Origin of the sequence: Postechiella marina, from assembly GCF_039538365.1 — a bacterium.
GTDB lineage: Bacteria > Bacteroidota > Bacteroidia > Flavobacteriales > Flavobacteriaceae > Postechiella > Postechiella marina.
In genome coordinates, this window is record NZ_BAABCA010000005.1 from 169,040 (window position 1) to 192,659 (window position 23,620).

22 protein-coding genes are annotated in these 23,620 nt (G+C 30.1%); 5 read left to right on the forward strand and 17 right to left on the reverse strand.

Features of this window, described 5'->3' with window-relative positions; all coding sequences use genetic code 11:
* Position 1: 1 nt before the first annotated feature.
* The gene (locus ABD715_RS12360; protein WP_344788564.1) at positions 2-1,585 is read right to left on the reverse strand and encodes a tetratricopeptide repeat-containing sensor histidine kinase; all 1,584 of its coding nucleotides are present in this window, start codon (positions 1,583-1,585) and stop codon (positions 2-4) included.
* Positions 1,586-2,230: 645 nt separating this feature from the next.
* Here ABD715_RS12360 and ABD715_RS12365 point away from each other — a divergent pair.
* Positions 2,231-2,926 carry a hypothetical protein gene (locus tag ABD715_RS12365; RefSeq protein ID WP_344788565.1) on the forward strand — a complete coding sequence of 232 codons (696 nt, stop codon included), beginning with the start codon at positions 2,231-2,233 and terminating at the stop codon, positions 2,924-2,926.
* Between the two features lie 279 nt (positions 2,927-3,205).
* Here the strand turns inward: ABD715_RS12365 and ABD715_RS12370 are convergent, their stop codons facing one another.
* Positions 3,206-4,369 (reverse strand): hypothetical protein, encoded by a 1,164-nt coding sequence (locus ABD715_RS12370; RefSeq protein WP_344788566.1) that lies wholly within the window; start codon positions 4,367-4,369, stop codon positions 3,206-3,208.
* Positions 4,370-4,961: 592 nt separating this feature from the next.
* Here ABD715_RS12370 and ABD715_RS12375 point away from each other — a divergent pair.
* The 3 genes from ABD715_RS12375 (at position 4,962) to ABD715_RS12385 (ending at position 9,934) form a co-directional block, all read left to right on the forward strand.
* On the forward strand, positions 4,962-8,165 hold the full coding sequence (locus ABD715_RS12375) for a glycoside hydrolase family 2 TIM barrel-domain containing protein (RefSeq protein WP_344788567.1): 3,204 nt from the start codon (positions 4,962-4,964) through the stop codon (positions 8,163-8,165).
* A gap of 410 nt (positions 8,166-8,575) precedes the next feature.
* Positions 8,576-9,247, forward strand: coding sequence for a C40 family peptidase (locus tag ABD715_RS12380; protein WP_344788568.1), 672 nt, complete (start codon positions 8,576-8,578; stop codon positions 9,245-9,247).
* An 18-nt stretch (positions 9,248-9,265) separates the two neighbouring features.
* Positions 9,266-9,934, forward strand: coding sequence for a YEATS-associated helix-containing protein (locus ABD715_RS12385; RefSeq protein ID WP_344788569.1), 669 nt, complete (start codon positions 9,266-9,268; stop codon positions 9,932-9,934).
* 32 nt (positions 9,935-9,966) lie between these two features.
* Here the strand turns inward: ABD715_RS12385 and ABD715_RS12390 are convergent, their stop codons facing one another.
* The 11 genes from ABD715_RS12390 to ABD715_RS12440 form a co-directional block, all read right to left on the reverse strand.
* Positions 9,967-10,791, reverse strand: a complete 825-nt coding sequence (locus ABD715_RS12390) for a universal stress protein (protein ID WP_344788570.1) — start codon at positions 10,789-10,791, stop codon at positions 9,967-9,969.
* A gap of 4 nt (positions 10,792-10,795) precedes the next feature.
* Positions 10,796-11,185, reverse strand: coding sequence for a hypothetical protein (locus ABD715_RS12395; RefSeq protein ID WP_344788571.1), 390 nt, complete (start codon positions 11,183-11,185; stop codon positions 10,796-10,798).
* Between the two features lie 11 nt (positions 11,186-11,196).
* A complete protein-coding gene (locus tag ABD715_RS12400; protein WP_344788572.1) occupies positions 11,197-11,616 on the reverse strand; it encodes a hypothetical protein in 420 nt (139 codons plus the stop codon).
* 11 nt (positions 11,617-11,627) lie between these two features.
* Positions 11,628-12,047: a GreA/GreB family elongation factor gene (locus tag ABD715_RS12405; RefSeq protein ID WP_344788573.1), complete on the reverse strand. Its 420-nt coding sequence runs from the start codon at positions 12,045-12,047 to the stop codon at positions 11,628-11,630.
* A 125-nt stretch (positions 12,048-12,172) separates the two neighbouring features.
* Positions 12,173-12,535 carry a hypothetical protein gene (locus ABD715_RS12410; RefSeq protein ID WP_344788574.1) on the reverse strand — a complete coding sequence of 121 codons (363 nt, stop codon included), beginning with the start codon at positions 12,533-12,535 and terminating at the stop codon, positions 12,173-12,175.
* Between the two features lie 251 nt (positions 12,536-12,786).
* A complete protein-coding gene (locus ABD715_RS12415) occupies positions 12,787-14,115 on the reverse strand; it encodes a sigma-54-dependent transcriptional regulator (protein ID WP_344788575.1) in 1,329 nt (442 codons plus the stop codon).
* Positions 14,116-14,118: 3 nt separating this feature from the next.
* Complete coding sequence (locus ABD715_RS12420) at positions 14,119-15,213, reverse strand: sensor histidine kinase (protein ID WP_344788576.1); 1,095 nt, start codon at positions 15,211-15,213, stop codon at positions 14,119-14,121.
* Positions 15,210-15,815 (reverse strand): HPP family protein, encoded by a 606-nt coding sequence (locus ABD715_RS12425; protein ID WP_344788577.1) that lies wholly within the window; start codon positions 15,813-15,815, stop codon positions 15,210-15,212. Before ABD715_RS12425 ends, ABD715_RS12420 begins: the two co-directional genes overlap by 4 nt.
* Before the next feature lie 544 nt (positions 15,816-16,359).
* A complete protein-coding gene (locus ABD715_RS12430; RefSeq protein ID WP_344788578.1) occupies positions 16,360-17,211 on the reverse strand; it encodes a hypothetical protein in 852 nt (283 codons plus the stop codon).
* Between the two features lie 14 nt (positions 17,212-17,225).
* Positions 17,226-17,741, reverse strand: coding sequence for a hypothetical protein (locus ABD715_RS12435; RefSeq protein ID WP_344788579.1), 516 nt, complete (start codon positions 17,739-17,741; stop codon positions 17,226-17,228).
* Between the two features lie 12 nt (positions 17,742-17,753).
* Positions 17,754-18,353 carry a hypothetical protein gene (locus ABD715_RS12440; RefSeq protein ID WP_344788580.1) on the reverse strand — a complete coding sequence of 200 codons (600 nt, stop codon included), beginning with the start codon at positions 18,351-18,353 and terminating at the stop codon, positions 17,754-17,756.
* Positions 18,354-18,431: 78 nt separating this feature from the next.
* Between ABD715_RS12440 and ABD715_RS12445 the strand changes: the two genes are divergently transcribed.
* Positions 18,432-18,689, forward strand: a complete 258-nt coding sequence (locus ABD715_RS12445) for a helix-turn-helix domain-containing protein (protein WP_344788581.1) — start codon at positions 18,432-18,434, stop codon at positions 18,687-18,689.
* Between the two features lie 268 nt (positions 18,690-18,957).
* On the opposite strand, the gene ABD715_RS12450 is transcribed toward ABD715_RS12445, so the two are convergent.
* From ABD715_RS12450 to ABD715_RS12465, 4 genes are all read right to left on the reverse strand, one after another.
* Positions 18,958-19,374: a JAB domain-containing protein gene (locus ABD715_RS12450; RefSeq protein ID WP_344788582.1), complete on the reverse strand. Its 417-nt coding sequence runs from the start codon at positions 19,372-19,374 to the stop codon at positions 18,958-18,960.
* Between the two features lie 160 nt (positions 19,375-19,534).
* Positions 19,535-19,927: a hypothetical protein gene (locus tag ABD715_RS12455; protein WP_344788583.1), complete on the reverse strand. Its 393-nt coding sequence runs from the start codon at positions 19,925-19,927 to the stop codon at positions 19,535-19,537.
* A gap of 518 nt (positions 19,928-20,445) precedes the next feature.
* On the reverse strand, positions 20,446-21,789 hold the full coding sequence (locus tag ABD715_RS12460) for a 5-methylcytosine restriction system specificity protein McrC (protein WP_344788584.1): 1,344 nt from the start codon (positions 21,787-21,789) through the stop codon (positions 20,446-20,448).
* On the reverse strand, positions 21,790-23,574 hold the full coding sequence (locus tag ABD715_RS12465; RefSeq protein ID WP_344788585.1) for an McrB family protein: 1,785 nt from the start codon (positions 23,572-23,574) through the stop codon (positions 21,790-21,792).
* Between the last annotated feature and the right edge of the window lie 46 nt (positions 23,575-23,620).

Below are 23,620 nucleotides of genomic sequence, written 5' to 3' on the forward strand. Positions count from 1 at the left end.
CTTATATCAATATATTAACTTTAAAACCTTCTCCTAAACTAGTTTCAAATGTAATATTTCCTTTAATAGCTCGAATACGGGAATCCACATTTTCCAATCCGCTTAGTTTATTTAACTGTGCTCCTACACCGTTATCTTTATATTTAATTTCAATTTTTCGTTTATCTTGATTAAACACTATTGAAACTAAAGAAGCTTGGCTATGTTTAGACATATTAGTCATTAACTCTTGCAAAACACGATAAATAGTGGTTCGCTTAATTACAGAAACTTGGTTCCAATCAACATCCTTTACACCTTGTGTAATTATGGTTATTCCGTTTACTTTATAGTTAAAAAATAGATCGTTTAGAATAATATCGAAATTAGAACTTAAATCGATAGCACTACTCGCTTTTGAAATATCTCTTGTCTTATTGTATATATCTTCTAAATCATCAAGTAACTTTTCGTTTTTGTTTGTGTTATTAATTTGAAGCTTTGTCATAACCTGATACACATCGTTAGCAACCTCGTCATGCACTTTTTTTGAAATTCTTTTTTCTGTAATATAAACTTCTTTAAGCTTTTCTTTTCTGTGCCTTGATTGTAAAAAGAAAAAAGTGAAAATGGAAATAAAAATTACAAATAAACCAATTATAAAATACAGCCATTTATAGGTTCTTTGCTTCTCATTTTCTAAAACTGATAATTCAAGCTGATGTATGTTTTCTTCTAACAGCTTTTGTTTATTAGCAATATCATATTTTATAGCCTCGAACTTATTTTCTCTTAATTGTTTTTTACTAACTTCCGCCTTACTTAATGCTATGTATTTTTTAAAATCTTGATTATTTTCTAAGTTTAACTTCACTGCCAAAGCTTCTAGTTGGTAGGCTGGTGTATTTATAATATTAGAAATGTCTTGAGCTCTTTGAGAATAAAAGGTAGCCTTAGTTAGGTTACCTTGTTCTAGGTAATATAATGACAAATGCCTGTAACTAGAAAATAATCCTGATAAATCTTTTAGTTTACTTCTAATTTCCAAAGCTTTATTCATGTTAAGTATAGCCTTTTTATCCTTTAATTTCGAACCAAAGTATCCTAAATTATCTATAAAAGTGGCTTTAATTTCGCTATCTTTAAATGCTAAAACTTCGTTGTAATATTTAGAAAGCACTAGTGAAGCTTCTTTATATTTTTCTTGATCTGCATACAAATTTGCTATGTTAGTTAAAATTGCAATTTTCCCTTTTAAACCATTATTTAAACTTAAAGCTTCGTTGTAATATCTATGTGCATTATCAAAATTTTCTAACCGTCTATAAATCATCCCCAATTGGTTAGCTAAGCGCTGTTTTGCTGCATTTAAATCTGTTTTTTTGTTTACACCATTTAACAACTTTAAAGCCTTTATACTTGTAGCCTCACTATCATAAGGGAAACCAATTTTAAATTGACCAACAGCTATTAACTCCAAATAATATGCGGATTTTACGCTATCTTTTAACACTAGTGCTTGATTTGCTTTTTTATTAAAAAACTCAAAAGACTTAGCTATGTATTTAACGTCCTTTAATTCTGCTATGGTTTTATAATAAAACATTGTACTATCTATTTTTGTCTGACAGTATAGCGTTTGATTAAAAATTATAAAGAATAAAAAAAGGAATGAAGTTTTATGTAATTTCATTCCTCTAAAATAACAACTTATTTTTAGTTACAAATATATTTAATCTCCTATTGGAGGTGGTGGCAAAATGGGACTATCATCTCCGCAGCAATTAGGATTAGGAATTGTAGAAGACACATCTTCTGAAAAATTAGATTGAGGAGTACATGATAAAATAGATAAAGTGAATAGTAATAAATATATTATTTTCATTTTTTTAGTTTTTAAAATTGGACAATAGTCTGGTTACCCAAATTTTATTCGGGTATTAGCATTACTTAGCTAAAAGCTTTATTGAAGAGACGTCTCTCTCTCTTTTGTGGGAAGTATGAAGAACTGAATTAGAGAAATAAAAGAACTTCCCAGATCTTAAATACCACTAAACAGTTTTTCGGTTTGTTAGAATAAATTACTAATCTGTTACGTAATTGGCTTGTATTAATTCTGATGCAAATCACTACAATTAGCCTATAATTTCTAGGAAAGAAACAGGAAGTTTTAAGGAATTATTTAGGTAATATATTTCCTCTATATTTACCAAAATTTATTTAATTTTATAGCTATTATCTCTATTAATAAATGCATAAGACATTAATTTTAAAAGCGTTTGAAAAAGCAGATCAATTAAGAAAAAAGCAAGGAAGCCAAAAACCTTCTCTTATAACTAAAGCTGAAGACCTTTCGGAATTTGTAGAAAAAGAAACAGGATTTTCTCTTGGAGAAAAAAGTTTTAGAGTTTATAGAAAAAAAGCTGAAGAATTAAAAAATTCGGATTCTGACATTAACATAAACCAGCAGAAGGTAGTTAACGCCCTTTTAAGCTATCTTGAATTTAAGACCTATAATGATTTTATAAAAGAGCTTAAAACCAAAGAAAATAAACAAAATGGTATATATAACTTTTTTCTTAACTATAAATTAGCAATTACATCTATTGCATTAATAATTATTTTAATAGTTTTCTATAAAAGTTTAAATACCCAGAGGTGGATGATTTGGAATGGAGAAAATTATGTTGAAGTTAATTTTGATACTGAAAAATATAAAATTGGCGAATTAAAGCTTTACAATGAAGATAGAATATTAAATTTTCATAAGGCAAGACCTAATTGTGAATATGCTTTTTTTAAAGGTTCTGGAGAAGCTAACTTATGGTATGGCAAAAATGAATATGGTAATTTAGAGTATTTTACTTCTACGGGTAAACACCCCATAACGGGAAAAACACTTAAAGAAATAACAAATTATATGGTTAAAAAACATATATGTCCTTAATAATTTTTATGTAGAATTTATATATTACATTTGCTATAATATTTTTTAACAAGTGAACACAAAACTGAACACGTTTTGGAACACGATTTAGAACACGTGAAAATTATAATTTACTAATAATCAATTACTTAAATAAAAATAATATTGATTATTCCAAATTCATAACCCGGAGGTCGCGGGATCGTGCCCCGCTCTCGCTACAATATTAAACGGTTTAGGAATTACTAAACCGTTTTTTTTATACTAAAACTTAAGAATACTAACTTTAAACTGCTAACATCAGTCATTAAAAACCTCAAGTTCCACCAACTTACAACTTACTTCTGTACGTTGAAGGCCACTAACTTCAAACAAAGCGTTAAAACTTTGTGCGTTGTTAGGTATTTGCTCCAAAAAATTATTTAACCATTCTATATTAGTAAAGTTTTTTACAGTAGCAATAACTCCAATATCATTATTAGAAACAAAATATAAAGCCCTTTTTCCGGGGCTAAGCGATGTAGAAGAAACCATAGCATACTCAACTTTTAACCCCGCTCCAAACTTAGTATTATACGCTTTACTTGAATTGTTTGAAACATATTTAAAACCATCTCTGTATGTTGTAAACACTTTGCTATCTTTCAAGAATAACAAACTAGATAAATTCATAGTTTTATATTGCCCAATAAATAAAATATTATGGTTTTGCACATCATCAAAAGTTAGCTTACTTTCTAATTTTAATGTGTAATCGCCTTTATTTAAAACAAACCATTCACTTAAAAGTTTAATACCATATGGCGCCATTTTAGACATTAAAGTATAATCTGTTAATGTTATATTCTTATTTGGGTGCTTATTGGTATATTCAATAAAATCTTTATTACTATTAATTTCTTTATACATTGTACCACGTCTTACACCAAGAGAGTCGGTTTCGCTAAGCATAAATTGATCTGAAATAACAACTAATGTGCTATTTGAGAAAAAGGGTTTCCAAATAGCATGTGGTTTACTAATTACGAGGTTTATAATCACAAATAAAAAGGTTAAAAATAGTATTGTTCCTACTAAGACCTTAAGTTTCTTTTTTGAAATAGAAATAGTTTCGGTTCTCGATTTTATTATTGAATGATAATCACTTACCGAAATAAAACTAAGATTATAATGTCCTTTTTTTAAAAAGAAAACTATTTTATGCTCTTGGTTAGAATCTAAATAATACTCTTTTAGTTTTTTTCGAAGCTTATACATGTAAGAACGTACTACTCCATTATTTTTATCCTTTGTATAGTCTATACCAAATAATTCTGTTCCAATAATATTTTCATTTACATCTTCTGATAATAGCGCTTTTTTAACCAAATATTTTAAAAGACGAGAATAGGTCGTTGATTTTGCAAAAAGTTTATCATTGCACACTTGCTCTAGAGAAGCTTCTATATTTTGTTTTTCGGTCATAACTATTCAAAAATAACATTAAACATCGAAAAATAACCAAAGGAACAAGAGTTAATTACCTAGCAAACGCAACTCACTATATACCTTAACATTACAACTAATATTTAACGGTTAAAGCCACCGTAACCGCAACAGTTTTTAAACAGAAAAAAACTATTTTTCCTTCTAAATACAAAATATCATACGTAATATTACTTGTTAACTAACACATTTAAACATTATCATATTGAAAACATTTTCATTCTTCACTCTTATAATTATATCTTTTTATAATTACCAAAATAAGATTGATGTAGTAAAAGACCGATATCCTTTATTGCTCAATATGGTTCTTCATAATCAAGGAGAGTCATGATTTAACACAAAACCAAAATATATTATAACGCTAGGCTATAACGGTCAAGTGCTAAATTTTGAAATTCTGTGTACGTTTACTTATTATACTTAAAAAGCCAATTTAGTGCCAAATAATACACCTGAAAAATTACAGTAAATAACCAATTATTTCAATTAAATCACTAGATGAAAGTATTAATTAAAAATTAAAGCCTTGGCAAAATCAATAACAGCAATTCTTTTAAAATAGATTAAGATGAAACAACAAAAAATTATTTATTCCTTACTGTTAATTACTCTTACCATTTTCAACTTAAATGCTCAAGATTTTTGGAAAGACAAACAAGTATATACTGTTGGAACCGAACCCCATGCTGCAACTCATTTTGTTTATGCCAATGAAGCTGCAGCTTTAAAAGGTAATTATCAAGAATCACCTTACTATAAAAGTCTTGCGGGTAACTGGAAATTTAACTGGGCAGAAACCCCTAAAGATAAACCAAAAGACTTTCACTTATCTAATTTCAATGTTGATGATTGGAGTACTATACCTGTTCCTGCTTGTTGGGAGCGTCATGGTTATGGTGCACCTTCTCATCGTGGACTCGGGGCTTTAGTTAGAGCCGAAAAAATCAAAATTCCAGGAGTACCAGATAATGATAACCATGTGGGAAGTTATCGTACCTCTTTTAAGATTCCTAAAGGCTGGAAAAACAGACAAACACTACTTCATTTTAATGGCGTTTCTAGCGCATTTTACCTTTGGATAAATGGAGAATTGGTAGGCTATGACGAAGATGCCATGACCAGTTCTGTTTTTGATATATCTTCATTCTTAAAAGAAGGCGAAAATACCATAGCTGTACAAGTATACCGCTGGACAACTGGTAGTTATTTAGAATCTGGAGACACATGGACATTTAGCGGGATTTTTAGAGATGTGTATTTACAAAGTCGCCCGAATGTACAAATCAAAGATTTTTTTCTTACCTCTAATTTAGATAAACAATATGTTGATGCTAAATTCAACGCAAAAATCAAGATTCATAATAATAGTGAAGTTGTTCCAAAAAACTACAAAGTTAAGATTGATATTTATGACGATGCTGGAGAGTTAATTTCAGAATCTGGAGATAAAAGCCCAAAAATAGGATGGCGCATGGGCAACCTTGGAGCAGAGACTATTCTTGAATATAATACAAATATAAAAAGCCCCAAATTATGGTCTGCAGAGTTCCCCAATTTATATACTGTTGTAATAACACTACTTGATGCTGAAGGTAAAACTGTTGAAGTAACACAATCTCCTTTTGGGTTTCGAGAAATCGAGATGAAGAATTTACAAGTACATATTAATGGAGTGCCAATAAAAATTAAAGGTGCTAACCGTGGAGAATCTCATCCTGAAACAGGTAAAACATTAAGTGAAGCATCTATGATTCAGGATATTTTGTTAATGAAACAAAACAACTTTAACTCAGTACGTTCTAGTCACCACCCAAACGACCCAAGGTGGTATGCTCTTTGCGATAAATACGGACTTTATGTCATGGATGAAGCGTTGGAGTCTCCAGATTATTTTATTAGAGGAAACAGTTTACCTGGTAGCGATATTGGATGGATGGGAGCTGCTTTAGACCGTGCAGTTGCAATGGTAGAACGCTCAAAAAACCACCCTTCCATTATTTTCTGGTCGTTAGGAAATGAATCTGGCTATGGACAAAATTTTGCTTTAATGAGTGATTATATTCGTAGGTTCGATCCAACACGTTTAATCTCGTACGACGGTAGAGAAACAGATTGTTGGGATGTTAAAGATTACTTCGATATGAATAGCTCCATGTATCCGTTTATTGAAGACGATCCAGAACAAAAACATTGGAAACTTTTGAGTTTCTGGGCAGATCCTAAATATAACAAACCCTACATTATGATTGAATATGCTCACGCCCAAGGCAATGCTCTTGGTAACTTTGCCGAATATTGGAGAGTGGTTAATAGCACGCCATCTTTTGTAGGTGGTTATATTTGGGATTGGGTAAATCAAACGTATAACACAAAAATGTCTGATGGTAGAATCCGTCAAAGTCACAAGCTAGATTATCACAAAACAGATACCATAGCTACAAATAAAAACTTCTCGAAATTAAAATACGAAGGCAACGAATGTGCTAAAGGTGCTGTTTTTTCAGACCGTAATGAAAAACCATTCATGGCAGAGATTAAAAAAGCACAACAATATATTTCTATATATGCAGATAAGAACAAAAAACATGTTTACCATGTAGACAACAAATATTATTTTTCAAACTTAAATCATTTTAACGGTAGTTGGCAATTAATTAAAGACGGAGAAATTATTAAAGAGGGAAATATCCCAGCTTTCAATACAAAACCTAACGAAACTAGCGAATTTGAAGTTTCTATTCCTAAACTAAAGCCTAATGCAGAATATGTTATTCAGTTTAGCTATAAATTGAAAAAAGCCACGCTTTGGGCAAAAGCGGGCCATGAAGTAGCAAAAGAAGAAATTATTTTGCAAGAGTGGAAACCAATAGAACATCAAGTATCTGGAACTGTTGATGTATTAGAAACAGCAAATAAAATTGTAATATCTGGTAAAAACTTTAAAATTAGCTTTAATAAATCATCTGGAACAATTAATTCTATTTTGAACAATAAAAAAGAACTCATTGCACAAACAGGAACAATAAATGGACCAGAACTTAATGTTTACCGCTCTCCTATTGAAAATGACCATAAGCATTACACAAAAAGCTGGGTAAAAGCTTCACTAAATGACTTAGTGGAAAAAACAATTTCTGTTGAAACATCTCAGGTAGATAAATCTAAAGTCAAAATTATGATAATAAAAGAATTCACTTCCAATTCTGGAAGTTTCAATCATAACTGCATTTATGAGATTAATGGCAATGGAACCATTAAAATGGACAACAAAGTGACTCCTACTGGTTTTACAGATGTAACTGCTTTACCTAGAATAGGATTAAAATTAGGTTTGGTTGAAGGTTTGGAAGATGTTAGTTGGTATGGTCGTGGACCTCAAGAAAACTATCCAGATCGTAAGGAATCTGCACACTTGGGTATCTACAAATCAAACGCTACAAATTTATTTACACCATACATTGTACCGCAAGAAAATGGCGCTCGGTCGGATACACGATGGATGGAACTTGGGTTTAAAAACAGTAAAAAATCGGCACTAACCGTAACGTCTAATAAACCTTTTATTTTTTCAGCATTACATTATGATGCTAATGATATGGACAACGCCAGTAGACCAGAATTTATGCAAAAAAGAAAGGAAACCATATTAAGTATTGATTCTGAAATGTTAGGACTTGGAAATGCCAGTTGCGGGCCTCCTCCGTTAAATGAATATTTGTTACCAGTTAAAAACTATGCGTTTAGTTTTACATTTAATTTAAACAGTAAATAAAATAGACAAACACCTTTTTCCTCTTATTTTAATACTTAAGAGACCGCAAAACAACTATTTACTATTTGCATAACTATTAAAAACCCAAGAATTTTATTCTTGGGTTCTTGCTTTTATGTATTTGCGCATCGATATTATACACCTCTCCTATCTTTAACAATATTTTCTTTAAAGAATCTCATTTTCTACCCCATCATTACCTCTACAAACACTTGTACAAGTTCCTTCATTTTATCTAGAATACGTTCTCATATTTCTCTTGCTTTTAAAATACTTGGTCTGTTATCGTTTTTTAAACAAAGAAAACTAAAAACCAGTGTTTTAATCATATTCCAAATAGTGTTTTTCCTCTTTTATTGTATAAATAATAAGTATAATATGCAGTCTCTAAAATTCTGAATATTATAATTATGAAAAATCTATTAAATGTTGCTATTAACGAAGTTGGTGTTACAGAAATAAAAGGTCTAAAGCATAATAAACGCATTTTAGAGTATGCAGAGCAATCTTATTTTTCATGGATAAAAGACGACGAAACACCATGGTGTAGTGTCTTTTTAAATTGGGTAGCTAAAGAGGCTGGTTTAAGTACATCAAAATCTGCAGCTGCTAGATCTTGGCAAAACGTAGGTTTTGAAACACAAGAGCCAGAACCTGGAGATATTGTTGTTTTTTGGCGAGATAATATTAATTCGCACTTAGGCCATGTTGGCATTTATTTAGGTTTCTCTAAAGACGGAAATCGTGTTTATGTACTTGGAGGTAATCAAGGTGACGCTGTGTCTATATCTGCTTACCCAACCAACCGAGTCTTGTCTTTTAGGCGATTAACAAATACTGGCAACAGTAAACTCCCTCCTAGTCCATTAAGAAAAGGTAGTAAAGGTACAAATATTGTAAAACTACAAAATGCTCTAAAGGTATTAGGTTTTAACCCTGGTACTTCTGATGGCGATTATGGCAACAAAACAGAAAGCGCTATTAAACAATTACAGTCTACCAACAATAGTTTAAAAATAACGGGTATTTATAATGCACAAACCAAAGACTATATGCAAACTCTTTTAGCCAATAAAGGCTAAAAACAAATAAAGAACCAGATGAAAGAGGTTAAACACATTAAAATTTTAATTGCAATTACTATAATTGCGGGAGCTATTGGAGGTATTGGTAACTATTTTATGATAGACATAAAACCAAAAAATGCTATAGGCCTTATAAAACCTATAATAATGGGTATAATAGCATCGGCTGTTTTACCCTTATTTTTAAAATTAGCATCGAGCAATATTTTAGATTATGTTGAAGAACATTTACGCTATAAAAATTACATTTACTTTGTTAGTTTGTGCTTATTGGCTGCACTTTTTGCCGATGTTTTTCTAAAAGGTATTTACGCAAAAGTGTTTAATGAAGTATCTGAAGAAATTGCTGTGATTGAACAAAAGATAGAAAACTCTAACGAAAAAGTAGATTATGCGCTCTACAACATTAAAACCGAAAAAACTAAAACTCTTATTGATAAGAAAAGCAAAACAAAAGATGAAGAAATACGCGGTTACCAGAAAGCGCTTAATTTAGATAAAATGGAGGCTACTGTTTATTATGAAATTAAGACTAATAAAATATCTGATAATAAAGAACTTTATAAACTAGGTTCTCCTGAAAAAATAGATAACACCGTTACTAAATTAAAAAAAAATAATTTGGTAAAAGAGTTTGAGGTTGACAAAACAAAAATGATTGTTCCCAAAAACATATCAAACTAAAAACATATAGCTTGTAGCTATTTTCTACCTTTTTATTGATGAATGGTTAAAACAAGATTATGCTGCAACGATTTTAAAGTAGATATTACTGCCGATTGACTTAAACCTACCCTCCTAAATACATCTGGTTTTTTATCTGTTACACATAAAATTTCATTAAGATGAGATACTGCATAATCTTTTAAATTTAGCATCTTTTTTGTGTGCACTACTTTTATTTTTTTGTTAGAAAAGCTTTTTAAATGATTTATTAAACGTTGTAAATAACCTTCGGCTTCGGTTGTTAAGGTTTTATTATTATCTAAAACCAAAATATTAATGACAAAATTGGTGTTTTTTAAAATTTCTAAAAACGTATCAATACCAAAAGTTCTAACTTGATCTTTAAAAGTAGAAGTAATAGTTAAATTCAAGGTTTTGTTTACCAACGCACATGGCGGAACTATTAAAACAGGACAAGTTCTTATTTTATCTACTATATCTTTAATGTTTTTACTAATTACTCGATTACCTTTTAAAACCAATAAGTCTATGTTTAAATTATCAATGTGCATCTCTATACCTTTTACCAAAGTGGCATACTCTGAAATTACATGGTATTGATGCCTAAAATTAGTTCCTATTCCACTATATTTTTTTAATAAACTACCTAAATTATTTAAAGAGTTTTCTTGAGGCTTATCAAACCAATCATCGTCTGCTTGCAATAATTCTATAGCATTTAAGCCATAAGCATCAAAAGTATATGTGTTTAAAAAATAAAAGGCGCATCTTTCATTTTTAAAAAGCTCGACAATATAATTTATAGTTTGATAGCTTTTTTTCGAAAAATCTGTTGGTATTAAAATTTTTTTCATCCTTCTATTTACGTTTATACTTCATTAATAATTTGTATATATGCATTTTAAACGCATTATATTCTTGTACAAGTAACATATATTGCTCACGCTTTTTTTCATGCATTTTGGTTCTAGGCGTATTATATTCTAAGTTTCCATATTCAAATTCTTTATTAAGTTCTTGATTGTATTTACAAAACGTTGCCATGCTTAAAACATTTTTTCGTCGTAATGCTTTAATTAAATTTATAATACTAGTATTTTTAATAAGTTGTTTTTCTAGTACGCTAAAAGCATCCAACTCGTTATTAAATGCTTCTAACGTATAGATCCAAAAATTTAATTCGTTTAAATCTTTTTGAATGCAAAGTCGCCTTTGATTCTCTATTTTATTTGATAAATGTGGGGACACAAATTAAAGCACTAAACAGATTTTAAAAGAGAGAATTTAACTTGTAATTTGTTAAAAAACTCATCTTTTAATTTTCTATATTTATCTAAATGATATAAATAACTTCTTCGATAACTTTCGTGCTCTGTTATATAAACCATATTACATTGCATGCTTTCGCATTCTGCTATTTTAAACCTAACAGAAGCGTATTTCTTTAGAGCTACTAGTAAATTCTTATTTTCGGTTTGCTTTTTTAACAACCTACTTAAAACGCTATTAGTCTTTAGCTTTCCTTTTAATTTTTCTCTATAAACACCTATAAGGTTAGCTAGCTCTGTTTCAATATATGTTAAATGACTAATCCAATTATTAAGTTCTAGAGTGTTTATTTTATGCGCGATATCTACATCTGTATCGTGATCGAAAATTTCTATACTATCTGCCTTCATCTTAATAATTTTTATATAGCAACATCTATATTTTTAAACATTGTTTCTTGTTCTACTTTAATTACTTTAAGATCTAGTTTTCCTTGGGTAAAATTCCAAACAACAGTATCGCCTTCAGAATACCCCAATAAGGCTGCTCCCATTGGAGCAAAAACAGATATTTTACTATTACTTACATCATTATCTAACGGAGCAACCACTTGAAATGTTTTTTCTAATTGATTCTCAAAAAATAAAGTGACTTTACTATTAAAACGTATAACATCCTTTGGCATATCTGCATCGTCTACAATATGAGCTTCTTTAAGTTCTTCTTTTAATTTTTTTAAAGCCTCTTTATTGTCAAACTTATTTTCGTACTCAGATATGTTAAGCATACGTTTTAAATACACATATTCTTTTTTTTCTAATATTAAACTTCCATACTTCATTTTATTTTTGCTTTTAATCAACCATTATGCGTATAAATTCCCCTCCTAAAAAACGTATTACACTATATTTAAGCGCAAATACGTTGTATACTTACCAACTTAAAAAAAAGCAAGTTTTATGCTTACTATAATTTAATTTCGTTGGAAGCCAAAGCATCTTCTAAATTAATAGAAACTGTATTTACTGTTCTAAAAAAACGCTTACCGTCTGTACGCTTTACATCGATTATTGTATTTCCATTTTTACCAGATTTTACGTTGGTAACAACAACTTCTTCGCCTTTAACAGCTTTGTAATTTGCTATACCTCCTCTTTTAATAATAAAATTAGCTCTAGGAAACTTAATGTGTTTGTATTGTGCTGTAGATGGCATTCCTATTTCTATTACATCGCCTTTTGCTACAGTGGCCTGTTTACGTATTACATCTTGAGCGTTTACACTTAAAACTCCTAATGCAATAAAAATAACTGATACATACTTTCTCATAAAAAAAATATTTAAAATTAAACTTAATTAAACATCAAGTTGATAGATAATTTGTATCTGTTTACAAATATTATTTTTCGTCAACTTGCTTATTTATAAAAAAGCAAATGGTATTCCTTTTTAAATAAAAAAAGCAACTAAAAACAGAAAACCCTTTATTTAAAAGGGTTTTCTGTTATAAAAAAATTATATGTAAAAAAAATGATTGGGGCAAAATTTCCCAGAAGCGTAAAAACGCATCAATAAAATATTTAATCTAACAACTTTTGACGAAGCGTTTTTCTGTCTATTTTAAGAATTTGAGCAGCTTTTGTTTTGTTATTTCCTGTTGCTCGTAATACTTTTTCTATGTACTTTTTTTCTATAACCTTTAATGGTTCTAGCGCATCATCAGAAAAATCTAAAGTATATTTTAAATGATTTGGCAAATGCTCTACATCTATAACCTTATCGCTCATAATTACTGCACGCTGTACTACATTTTCTAATTCCCTAATATTACCTGGCCAATTATAACGTTTTAAAACTGATAAAGCCTCAGGAGTCATTTTTATAAATCGATCTTTATACTCTACACCGTATTTAAACAAAAACTTATCTACTAATAACGGAATATCGTCTTTTCGCTCTCGCAATGGTGCTACATTTATTTCTACAACTGTTAACCTATAAAACAAATCTTCTCTAAAGGTTTGTTTTTGTATCATGTCTAATAAATCGCTATTGGTGGCTGCAATAATTCTAACATCTATTTTTTCTGTTTTTTGCGAACCTACTTTAATAACTTCCTTTTCTTGCAACACCCTTAAAAGTCTGGTTTGCACCGCCAAAGAAGCATTACCTATTTCGTCTAAAAAAATAGTACCTCCATGAGCTGCTTGAAAAAAACCATTTCTATTACTTTCTGCTCCAGTAAAAGCCCCTTTTAAATACCCAAACAATTCGGCTTCGAGAAGATTTTCTGGTATAGCTCCACAATTTACCGCTACAAAAGGCGCTCGAGCAAATTTACCTTTATAATGTATAGCTCTAGCAACAAGTTCTTTTCCTGTTCCGCTCTCACCTTTAACCAATACGGTTGCTTTATTATCTTTTAAACGATCTATTAGTTGAATAACATCATTTATTTTTTCTGAATTGCCTATAATTTCTCCATAGGCTTCATTTTTTTCTTTGATGGATTTATTGGCGCTGGTATTTTTTTCTTCGGAAATAGACATCGATTTGTTTATAGCCAATTTTAACTCCTCTTTTGTAAAAGGTTTTGTTAAATAATCGACCACGCCAGATTTAATAGCTACTAGCGAATTTTGAACCGAAGGGTAACCTGTTACCACCAATTTAGGCAAATTAGGATAATGCTCTGAAACAAATTTTATTAATTCAAATCCATCTATTTCTGGCATTTTTAAATCTGTTATCAATAAACCTATTTTTGTATCTCTTAAAATTGCAACAGCTTCTTTTACCGAAACAGCCTTAAAAACATGATAATTCCACGATTGTAAATGGCGCTGTAACACCTCTAAAACATTAATATCGTCATCAACAATAAGTATATTTTCTTTTCGTAATTGCATAGTTTAATCTTTTGGTAAAGCAACCCTAAAAGTAGCGCCTTTATCTATATTATTCTCTGCTATTATTGTGCCTTTATGAGAAGCCACAATACCGTGTACAACGCTTAAGCCTAACCCAGAACCGTCTTCCATAGGTTTAGTGGTAAAAAAAGGTTGAAACACTTTCTCTAGGGCCTCGGGTGTAAAACCAATACCTTGATCGGATATTTTAAACTCAATTTCGTTTTTTGTTTGATAAGCCTCTACCGTTATAACACTATTTTTAGGGCTAAAATAAATAGCATTAATTAATAAATTAAATAATATTTGGGTAAGCTGTATAGCATCTGCTTTTAACCAAAGTGCCTCTTCTTTTATATTTAAAAGATAATTAACACGTTCTTTTCTAAAGGTAGCATCTAGCAAGTTAGTGGCATTTTTAATAATAGGCACCAAATTAACTCGTTTTTTCTCTTGAGGCATTTCGCAAGCAAAAAACATTAATTTTTTTAATACTTCTCTAGAAAATATAGAATTATCTATAATTTTATCTAAATCGGAAATTGCTCTATTATTTCCTTCAAAATCTTCTCTTAATAACTCGGCATATCCTAATATATTTGCTAAAGGAGTATTAAGTTCGTGAGCAATACCTGCGGTTATTTCGCCTAAAATACTTAATCTGTCTGCATGCTCCATTTGTCGTTTTAAAGAGGCTTCGCTTTTTTGTATCTCAATGCGCTCTAACAAATTACCTATCTTTAAAGCCACATTATCTAGCAACTGCTGCTCTTCTTTTAAAAAGTCTTCTTGACTAAATTTATTAGCATTTAAACAGGCTATTATTTGCCCTTTTGTGGTATTAAAAATTCTTATATTCGATTCTATCTTAGGATTTTTATTTGCAAAATTATCTGTGGAAATAGATACTTCTTCTCTATTAATAGAAATTTCGGTATGCAATGGATATAAAAAAGCCTTTTTTAAGCTTACAGTTATTGCCTTTAAAACACTATCTAGAGACTCGACCGTTGTATTTTCTATTATAGAAGATACTTCGTAAAGGCATGTTAACTCTTTTATTCGCTCTTTTAAAGCACTTTCTGTATCGTTACTCATCTATCTATTCCTTTTGTTTTAAAAACCCTTGTAAGTTTTTCATTTGTAGGATACTGTCTACACCTCGTTAAATTATTAAAAATAAGTGCGATTACAAATAAAATTATAGTCCCTCCTAACACTGGAAAAAGCACATAAAAATATCCTAAAGATGTAATTTTACTTGTACCTATAACAGCAATAAGTGCTGTTGCACCTCCTGGCGGATGTAATGTTCTTGTAATTTGCATAACCACTATAGATAGAGACACTGCTAGTGGTGCAGTTACCCAAATTACATCTGGAAAAATTTTAAAAACACTAACCCCTATAAAAGCAGAAATTAGTTGACCTCCAATTAAGTTTCGAGGTTGTGCTAACGGACTTTGAATGGCTCCAAATACCAAAACACTAGTAGCCCCAAACGAACCTATTAAAAATACATTTTCTAATCTAGAAAAATGTAAAGACTGCAAAAAAGCTATAAGACCAATACCTATAAAAGCTCCTATAAAAGACCAAAACTGCTCGCTTATATTTATAGCGGTTTCTTTATATACAATATATCGTGTTATTCTAAAATTACGGTTGGCTTTTATTGCTGCAGCCTTTCTTTTTAGCATCTAATTTTTTATTGCCTATTATCAAAATACATGCCTTATTCATTTTATAAAAAAAAGAAACACAACCCACTGACATACATGTATTTAAAATACAAATTAATTTTAAACCAAAAAACTAACCGAGTAAATAATACTCAATAGAGTAATTTTTACTCGATTTTACTAAACTAAAATATAAAAGTCTTGCTTTAAAGAAATCTTATGCATTATAAAAAGAATTAAAAACAAAAAAGCTCCACTATTTCTAGTGAAGCTTTAAGTGAGCCCTGAAGGATTCGAACCTTAAAGCTTAACTTCTCTGTTAATTAGTTTATTATACAAATATAATAAAATAGGTATGCCTAAAAGTGTGCCTTACCTAGCTTTATCTTGAAGCCATAGCCTTAATTCTACTAGACTAAAAACCTCTTACACTCTAGGCATTATTACCTACTCTACCAGTACTTTACTCAGCAACATATCATTAATATTCTAATCTATTCTTGTTGTAGCTAGTTACAAATACGTGTTAAAGTACTAGGTAAAAAATGTTATACGCTATTTACTAAAAGCCATCTGTTTCAACTTCCAAAGTGAAAGTATTATCCACTTTCTTATACGTAAACAATACTTCATACCTTGAGTCCGTACAAATAAATAATTCCCCTAGGTTTTCATTTACTAAAATTGTTTCATCACTAGTTTCTATTCTTACTGCTGAATCATGTAGAACAATACCTTTATCTAAAGCACTTGCATTAAAATCTTCTAATCTAACTTTTAGAGAAATTACATCTCCTTCTAATTCAATATTTTCATGAATTTGAAAACCTTGTCTAGATGATATAGTTTTAGAATCTACTTCTTTTCCATCTGAAAGATAGGTTACTTTTATACTAATTTTAGCCTCAGAACTATATGTTCCACCACACCCTGTCCTCCATGCATTTCCAGTGTCAAAGAACAGGTTTAATTTATCTATATTAATATCATCTGGACTTTCATAGCTGTCTGCCCCATCCCTAAAATAATCTCCTTCATATGCATCCTCTCCAGAAACACCTGTAGATTGAAACTCAACTACATTATCATTAGTAAACAATACCTTCTGTACATAGGTTAAAGTAACACCCTCTGGAAATACCATTGTCATTATATCTCCATTAAAAGTAAAAGTACCTGTTTCACTATCATAATTAGTTCCTGAACCAGTCCAGTAAGAGTATGTCACATTACCACTTGAAGTAAATGTAAATGAGTTGTTTACAGATGGATTATTATTAGGGTTTTCAAAAAGCCATTTGCCTAATAATTGACTTTGTAACTCATTTGTATTAATATCATTATCATCAGAACTACATGATGTAGTTAAAGTTAATAGTAATACTGTAAGACTTAATTTTAAAATTGTTTTCATAGTAAATTGGGGTTTTAATTTGTAATTGAAATATTATTTTTAATGAGCATTAACTCATATTCTTTTTCTTGTATACTTTTTAGTTGGTCTTCTCTATATATAGAGTTCATAACACAAATACCTGTTGTATCATTTTCTGTATATAAAACTTCAATAAGTAACTCTTCTGTAAATTTGTAAACTATAGAATTTCTGTCTGAGGCAACTATATTTTGAACTTGCTCCTCAGGTATGAATTGTAGTAGTATATTATGAAAGTAATCTAGCTCATTTCCTTTAAACTTATAAAACACAGCACATAGTAGGTCCTTGTAAAAAAGTAAAATAGTTTCCTTGAAGAAGTTTTTATTAAACAGTGAATTGAACCCAATTACATTTGATTTGTATAAATTATACTTTGTTTCAAAATAGCTGTTTGCCTTTATTTCATGAACCTCTATTGCATTAATATAATCATCTAATGAATTGTTTACTTTGAAGTAAAACTCCTTTAGTAGAGCATCTAATTTTTGATAATTGTCCTCATTCATGCTGCATAAGTTTTAAAAAGGTAAATCAAGGAATAATCTATTATAAAGTGTAGTAGTTGAAATAGTAATATCTCTACCAGCAGTTTCATATATTTTAATCAAACCTAAGTAAATTTCTTTAGTAACATACTTATCTTTAAAATTAATTGTTTCCAATACAAAACCTTCAAAATCTAATTTTCTTCCAGATATATCCTCACGCATCCTAAGAATTTCTTTTGCAGCAATAATATCATTCTGATTAACTCCTTTAGATTCCAAGTAATCCAAATGCTCTTGAGTTTTTTCCTTTAAACTTATATCATTACTCAATTGGTCTGGAAGTTGAGCTTCATAATAAATACGTTCAATTGGACTGTATTTAGCACTTTTTACAATTTCATCTATTGCATGATTGTATTGATTTACTGAAGTATAACCACCATCAATGAATTGTTCATCTTCATCATCTACTAATATAGTTGATTGTTTCTTTAGGTTTTTGTCAATTTTTAACCTTGCTTTTTCATTTTTTAACTTTTCTATATTTCTTTCTAAACGCTCTACTTTGCTTTCATGCTTAGTGTAAAAATAAAAAGCTATACATCCAACTATAAAAATTATTCCTACCATATTTCTTTAACTAGCCACATGTGGCATAAACTAAAGCAAATATAATCAGTTGCTTTGGATATATTCACATATGGCATATTGAAAGATTCTGAAATAAATAGGTTAAAAAAGAAAACACGCCACAATCTAGGTGCTAAAATCAAAGAGGTTAGAGAAAGTAAAAGCCTTACTCAAGTTGATTTAGCAAGTAGAATTGAAGGTAGGTTTGACACTTCCAATGTATCTCGCATTGAGAGTGGAAGAATCAATACAACTGTCTTTACATTATTTAGAATAGCTAAAGCACTGGATATTGATATTTCAGATTTATTAGATATTGAAGTATTCGAAGATTAATTTTAGCTATTAGCTAGTTCTTGTATTAAACTACCCCATTTTGCTAGGATAGTTAAGTTGTGTACCTATTCCTTGTTCTTTTCACTTGTATTCACCCCTTATTTGTAACAGTTTTGGCTATATTAATATGTAGTGATTTTATTGTGTTAGTGCCATAGAGGAGTTAAAATGCTATTTACGTGTATTCATACGCACACAGTTTTACTCAACAGAATAAACATATCTATATCTACCCCCTAAGGCATTACATTATCTGTTGCTTCTACAACTACAACAAATTACTTTTATCCTTAAAACTATAATATCCATCCTTTGAAATAATCAAATGGTCTAGCATATTAACATCTACTATTCTACAAGCTTTCTTAAGCTTTGACGTCAAACTCTTATCTGCTTCACTAGGCTTTAAATTACCACTTGGATGGTTATGTATTACAATTATACCATGTGCATTACACTTTAAAGCTATTGCTAAAACCATTTTAACATCTACAATACAACCTGTTGTACCACCTTTAGACAATTCATGTATTCCAAGAACAACATTTGCTCTATTAAGTAATAACAATTTTACTTCTTCTTGATATTCTATAAGTTCTAAATTCCAATGAGATAACACCACATCATAAGCAGTTTTACTATTGGTTATCTTTACTTTACTAGCACCACAATTTGAGTAAGACACTTTTATTTCAGAAATCTCCATAACTTAAATTTTAAGTTTTTCGTAATCTGGTGTAACACCCCTATAGTAGAAATACCAAATCACGAAAAAGTGAAATCCGTCCTAAAATGATTTCATACCTATATGGTAAAATATCAAAAGTGGACGGATTAGATTAATACTAAATAGCCTGTTCAGCTAATTGCGAAGCTCCATTTTGTAAAAACACAGAAGTATCAGCCATGAGCTGGTCTACAGCTTTATTTTGCTTAGCTTGTTCAGATTCAGGCACAAATACCCATCTATGATTAAGTATAAGCTCTTCTCCTGTTTCAGTTACTACATAAGTAAAAGGTTCAACCTCTTTCTTAATTATAGAGCCTGCCATTTCAGTGCCTACTAAAGCCTTACATGTTTCTTCATCAAATGTGCTAGTCACATAAGCCTTTTTGGCTGTTGCGTAGTATTGCCCTGCCTTACTTAAAGACATCTCAACACCTCCCTGTAATTCTAAAATAAAAAATGGAGTCCCATCTTCTTTTTCTCTTTGTTTAAATCCAATAATTCTAACCATTGTATAAAATTTATGAGTTGATAAAACCCTGACTATAGAATGTAACACTCCTCTCTTCAGCTATCACCTTGAAACACAAGAAGCCAATAAATTCAATTTTATATATATCAGGTACAAGGAAGTTTATCCCTGCAAAAATTAGCAAGGGTATTTAGTGCGGACTGCTCAGGTTTGAGTGAGGGGTTGGTTTAAGCTGTATGGTCTTAGTACATATAAATGCTATAGCACTACAATAGAAATTAAAGATACACGAACCAAGAAAGTCCACACTTTAAGCTTGTAAGAAGCCTTTGAAGCATCTTAAAAATTACTTCTTTAACTAGCCTCAAAAAAATAAATACTCTCTCAGATTGGGGTGGGGATGTTTGTAACTCTAAACAGGGTGGGGTTATCTTGTGAAGGACATTCATGCACACACAATATTAATCCTAAAAATTTTTTATATTTTTTTCTGAGATGTTTTACATATAAGAACCTAGTAACACTTTCATAATACAACAACATAAGTTTTTTTGTTATTATACATGCGCAATTGAATCTTTAGATATCCTTAAATGCACTCTATCTAAAAAAAGTTCTTCTTGCTTCTTAACAGACTCTTTATCTATATGTATTAATTCAATACCATCAATAAAGAATTGAGTGTCATCTTGCCCTTCTCCAAATATACTCTCAGAGTAATTTCTATAAGCTACTTCTCTTGAATACTCCTTAGACAAAGGGTATAACAACCCACCCGCAATAACATTGAAATTTTTATCATAGTGATTGATGTAAGTATGTATCTGAAAAAAATCTGCTCTATCATAATCATAGTAAGCATATTCCATTCTTTTATACTTTGCATCCCAAACTAATACATTATTCTCCTTTTGAAATACAATATCTGGTATTAACTTTCTTTTAAAATCCTTATTGGAGTATGTCTGTATTACATCATTCCTTAGTATCCAGCCATGAGGTGCTATCTTTTTCTTAATAATGCTTTTAAGGTATAATTCCCATATCTCTGCCATATCAAGGAAAAAGCTTACTCCATTTGTATCCTCACTATTATTGTTACCAAAGTTTTTGCGTCTGATAATATCCCAAGATAAATCTACTACAGGCTTAAAGGATTTATATATGTTTTTATACACAATCTTACAATACTCATTCTCTGTTAAATATCCTGTAGAAACATTAGATGAAAACAATTGCTCTAAAGCATTTGTTGCTGCACGTGAAGTTTTTATATGCGCTAGTCCATATTCATATTTTAAAATACTATATGCCTGTTTTAAAATTTTTAATATAGGTTCATTTGGAGTCTTTTCCCAATAATTACTAACCACATTATTCTCAGTATACATGGGTAAAATAGATGCTCTTACATTCAATCTACCTCTTATTTTTGAACCTTTATAAGTGAACTTCTTATTACTTCTTGGCAATCCGTGTTTATTTGCTTTTGACAGCATATTAAGCCACAAGAATGCTATTATCTTTTTTATTATAAACTGAATATCTTTTTGCTTACTTATCCTTTGATTGGATTCACTAAACCTAACATTAAACACCTCCTCCAACATGTGAAAAAGTTGAGTGTTTCCAAATCTAGGTGTAATTGTTATTTGATATTCTTGTCCTTTATAGTTAAAATAAGCCTCTCCTACATACCTTCCTGCATACCATTTTCCATCTTGGTAATTGAAACTTATTATTGGAGATTCATCAATTCTTTTTTCCTTAGATACGTTAAAATGAAATATATTATTTTTACTTTGAGTAGTAAGAAAATATTGAATAGCATCAGCATGACCTTCTTGTTCCAAGAATGCGCAACAATCTTTAGCAGCTAATATGATAGGTTGTCTACTCATTTATATATCAAAGAATATATCACTTAACTCTTTCAATATTCTAATACTCTCCTCTGGCTCCATATTTCCTAAAAATGATTTTAACATTGGCTCTATGGATATAGACCATAAAATTGATGCAGGTCCATTGTTTCTATAAATCTGCTTTTTCAATGACTTATACCCCCCAATATCTTTGTAACTTTTATAAATATCTACAATCTCACCAAAGAAAGTATGACCTATTTGGTATTGCTTTCCAAGTTCAGGTATATCTGTTATCTTTTTATTTAAATTAGAAACATTACGAATAAACAATTTAATATCACCATCCATTTTTAGTTTAGTATTTAACTCATTGTCCTTATGATGTATAATTGTTTCTAAAGTGGATTCCTCAAAACCAAAGAAGTACCATAAAAACCTCCTTTGTAGAGCAAAATCAATTTGTTCTAGTGAAAAATCAATTTCATTCATTGTACCTATAATATACAAGTTCCTTGGGATTGTTAACTCTAAACCTCCTATACCTAAAGTTATAGATTGTTCCCTGTTTTCAATAGCAGAAAACACCTCTCCAAACAACCTTGATAAGTCTATACGGTTTATCTCATCTAGTATTAAGACATGTGGTGTATCATCCTTCTCTGTATCTCCTTTGTCAGCTCTTGCTGCTTCACATATAGTAAAAAGTGAGCCTTTTGTTTTAATAGAGGCATTATCCTTTAATTGATACCCTGCTATAAAATCCTCATAAGTGTAATTAGGATGTAATTGCAGATGGTGTATTTTACCCTTTGTGATATCTAAATCTTTACTAAAATACTCAACTACACTATCACTTTTTTTAAGGTAAGCATGAGTAATTAAAGCTTTAGATAGTTTTTTAGCTGTAAATGTTTTACTTGTTCCTGGAGGACCATAAAGTATAATTGCTTTTTTGTATTGTAATCCTTGTACCTCATTAAAACCTTCTTCTGATAGAGAATAATTCCAAACTTTCCTATAATCATGTTCATAAAAATCAAAGTCATTTTTATTAGTAAGCTTAGTTATTATCTTTCTAATTTCAAATATTTTCTGGTCTAGGTTTAAGTTTTTAGCTTCTTCTGGCAATAAACTTATGAATGACTGAAGTATTTGGTTTTTATGCCCATCTGATGCAATCCTTTCATACATATCTGGATTACCCGTATAAGTTAGAATATTAGTCATCGCTAACTTAGAAGTGGGTAATTTCTCCTTTAACTCATCTGGAATAATAAAACCTTCAACCTCAGCTTCGTATTTATGAAATAAGCAAATATTTTCTATCCATTCTTTAATCTCATCCTTAGTAGTAATCTCCTTCCTGTCAACTTTATCTTTAATAAATTTAATAATCAACAAGTTAAAACTTATTTCATAGTACTTATTGTTAGTATGCCATTGTCCAGCACTACCAAAACCTTCTTGAGGGTATACACCATCTACTAAATCATTAATATTTAAATCAGTTGTTCGAATGGTATAATGTTTCTTTTTATCTCTACTTATATCATTTACAGCATAAGACCATAACCACTCTGCATGTGCAAAAACAAGTTTAGCTTCTAGTGTAGCGTTTTTAAATTGAAGTACTATTTTTTCATCAAAGTTCTGAGCACCTTCATCAAAGTTCTCTACAAAATCATTTATACAAGATTCAATGTTTTCTGATGTTAATATATCCTTTTCATATGATACTATACTATTCCCTTCAAGCAGAAAACCATCAATAAATCTATCATATAGTGTGTAAATTTCAACCGCATGTGTTTGCTTCATATTAAACTTGTTTCTTTTTCTTTAATTTAATCTTATTATGTGTGCT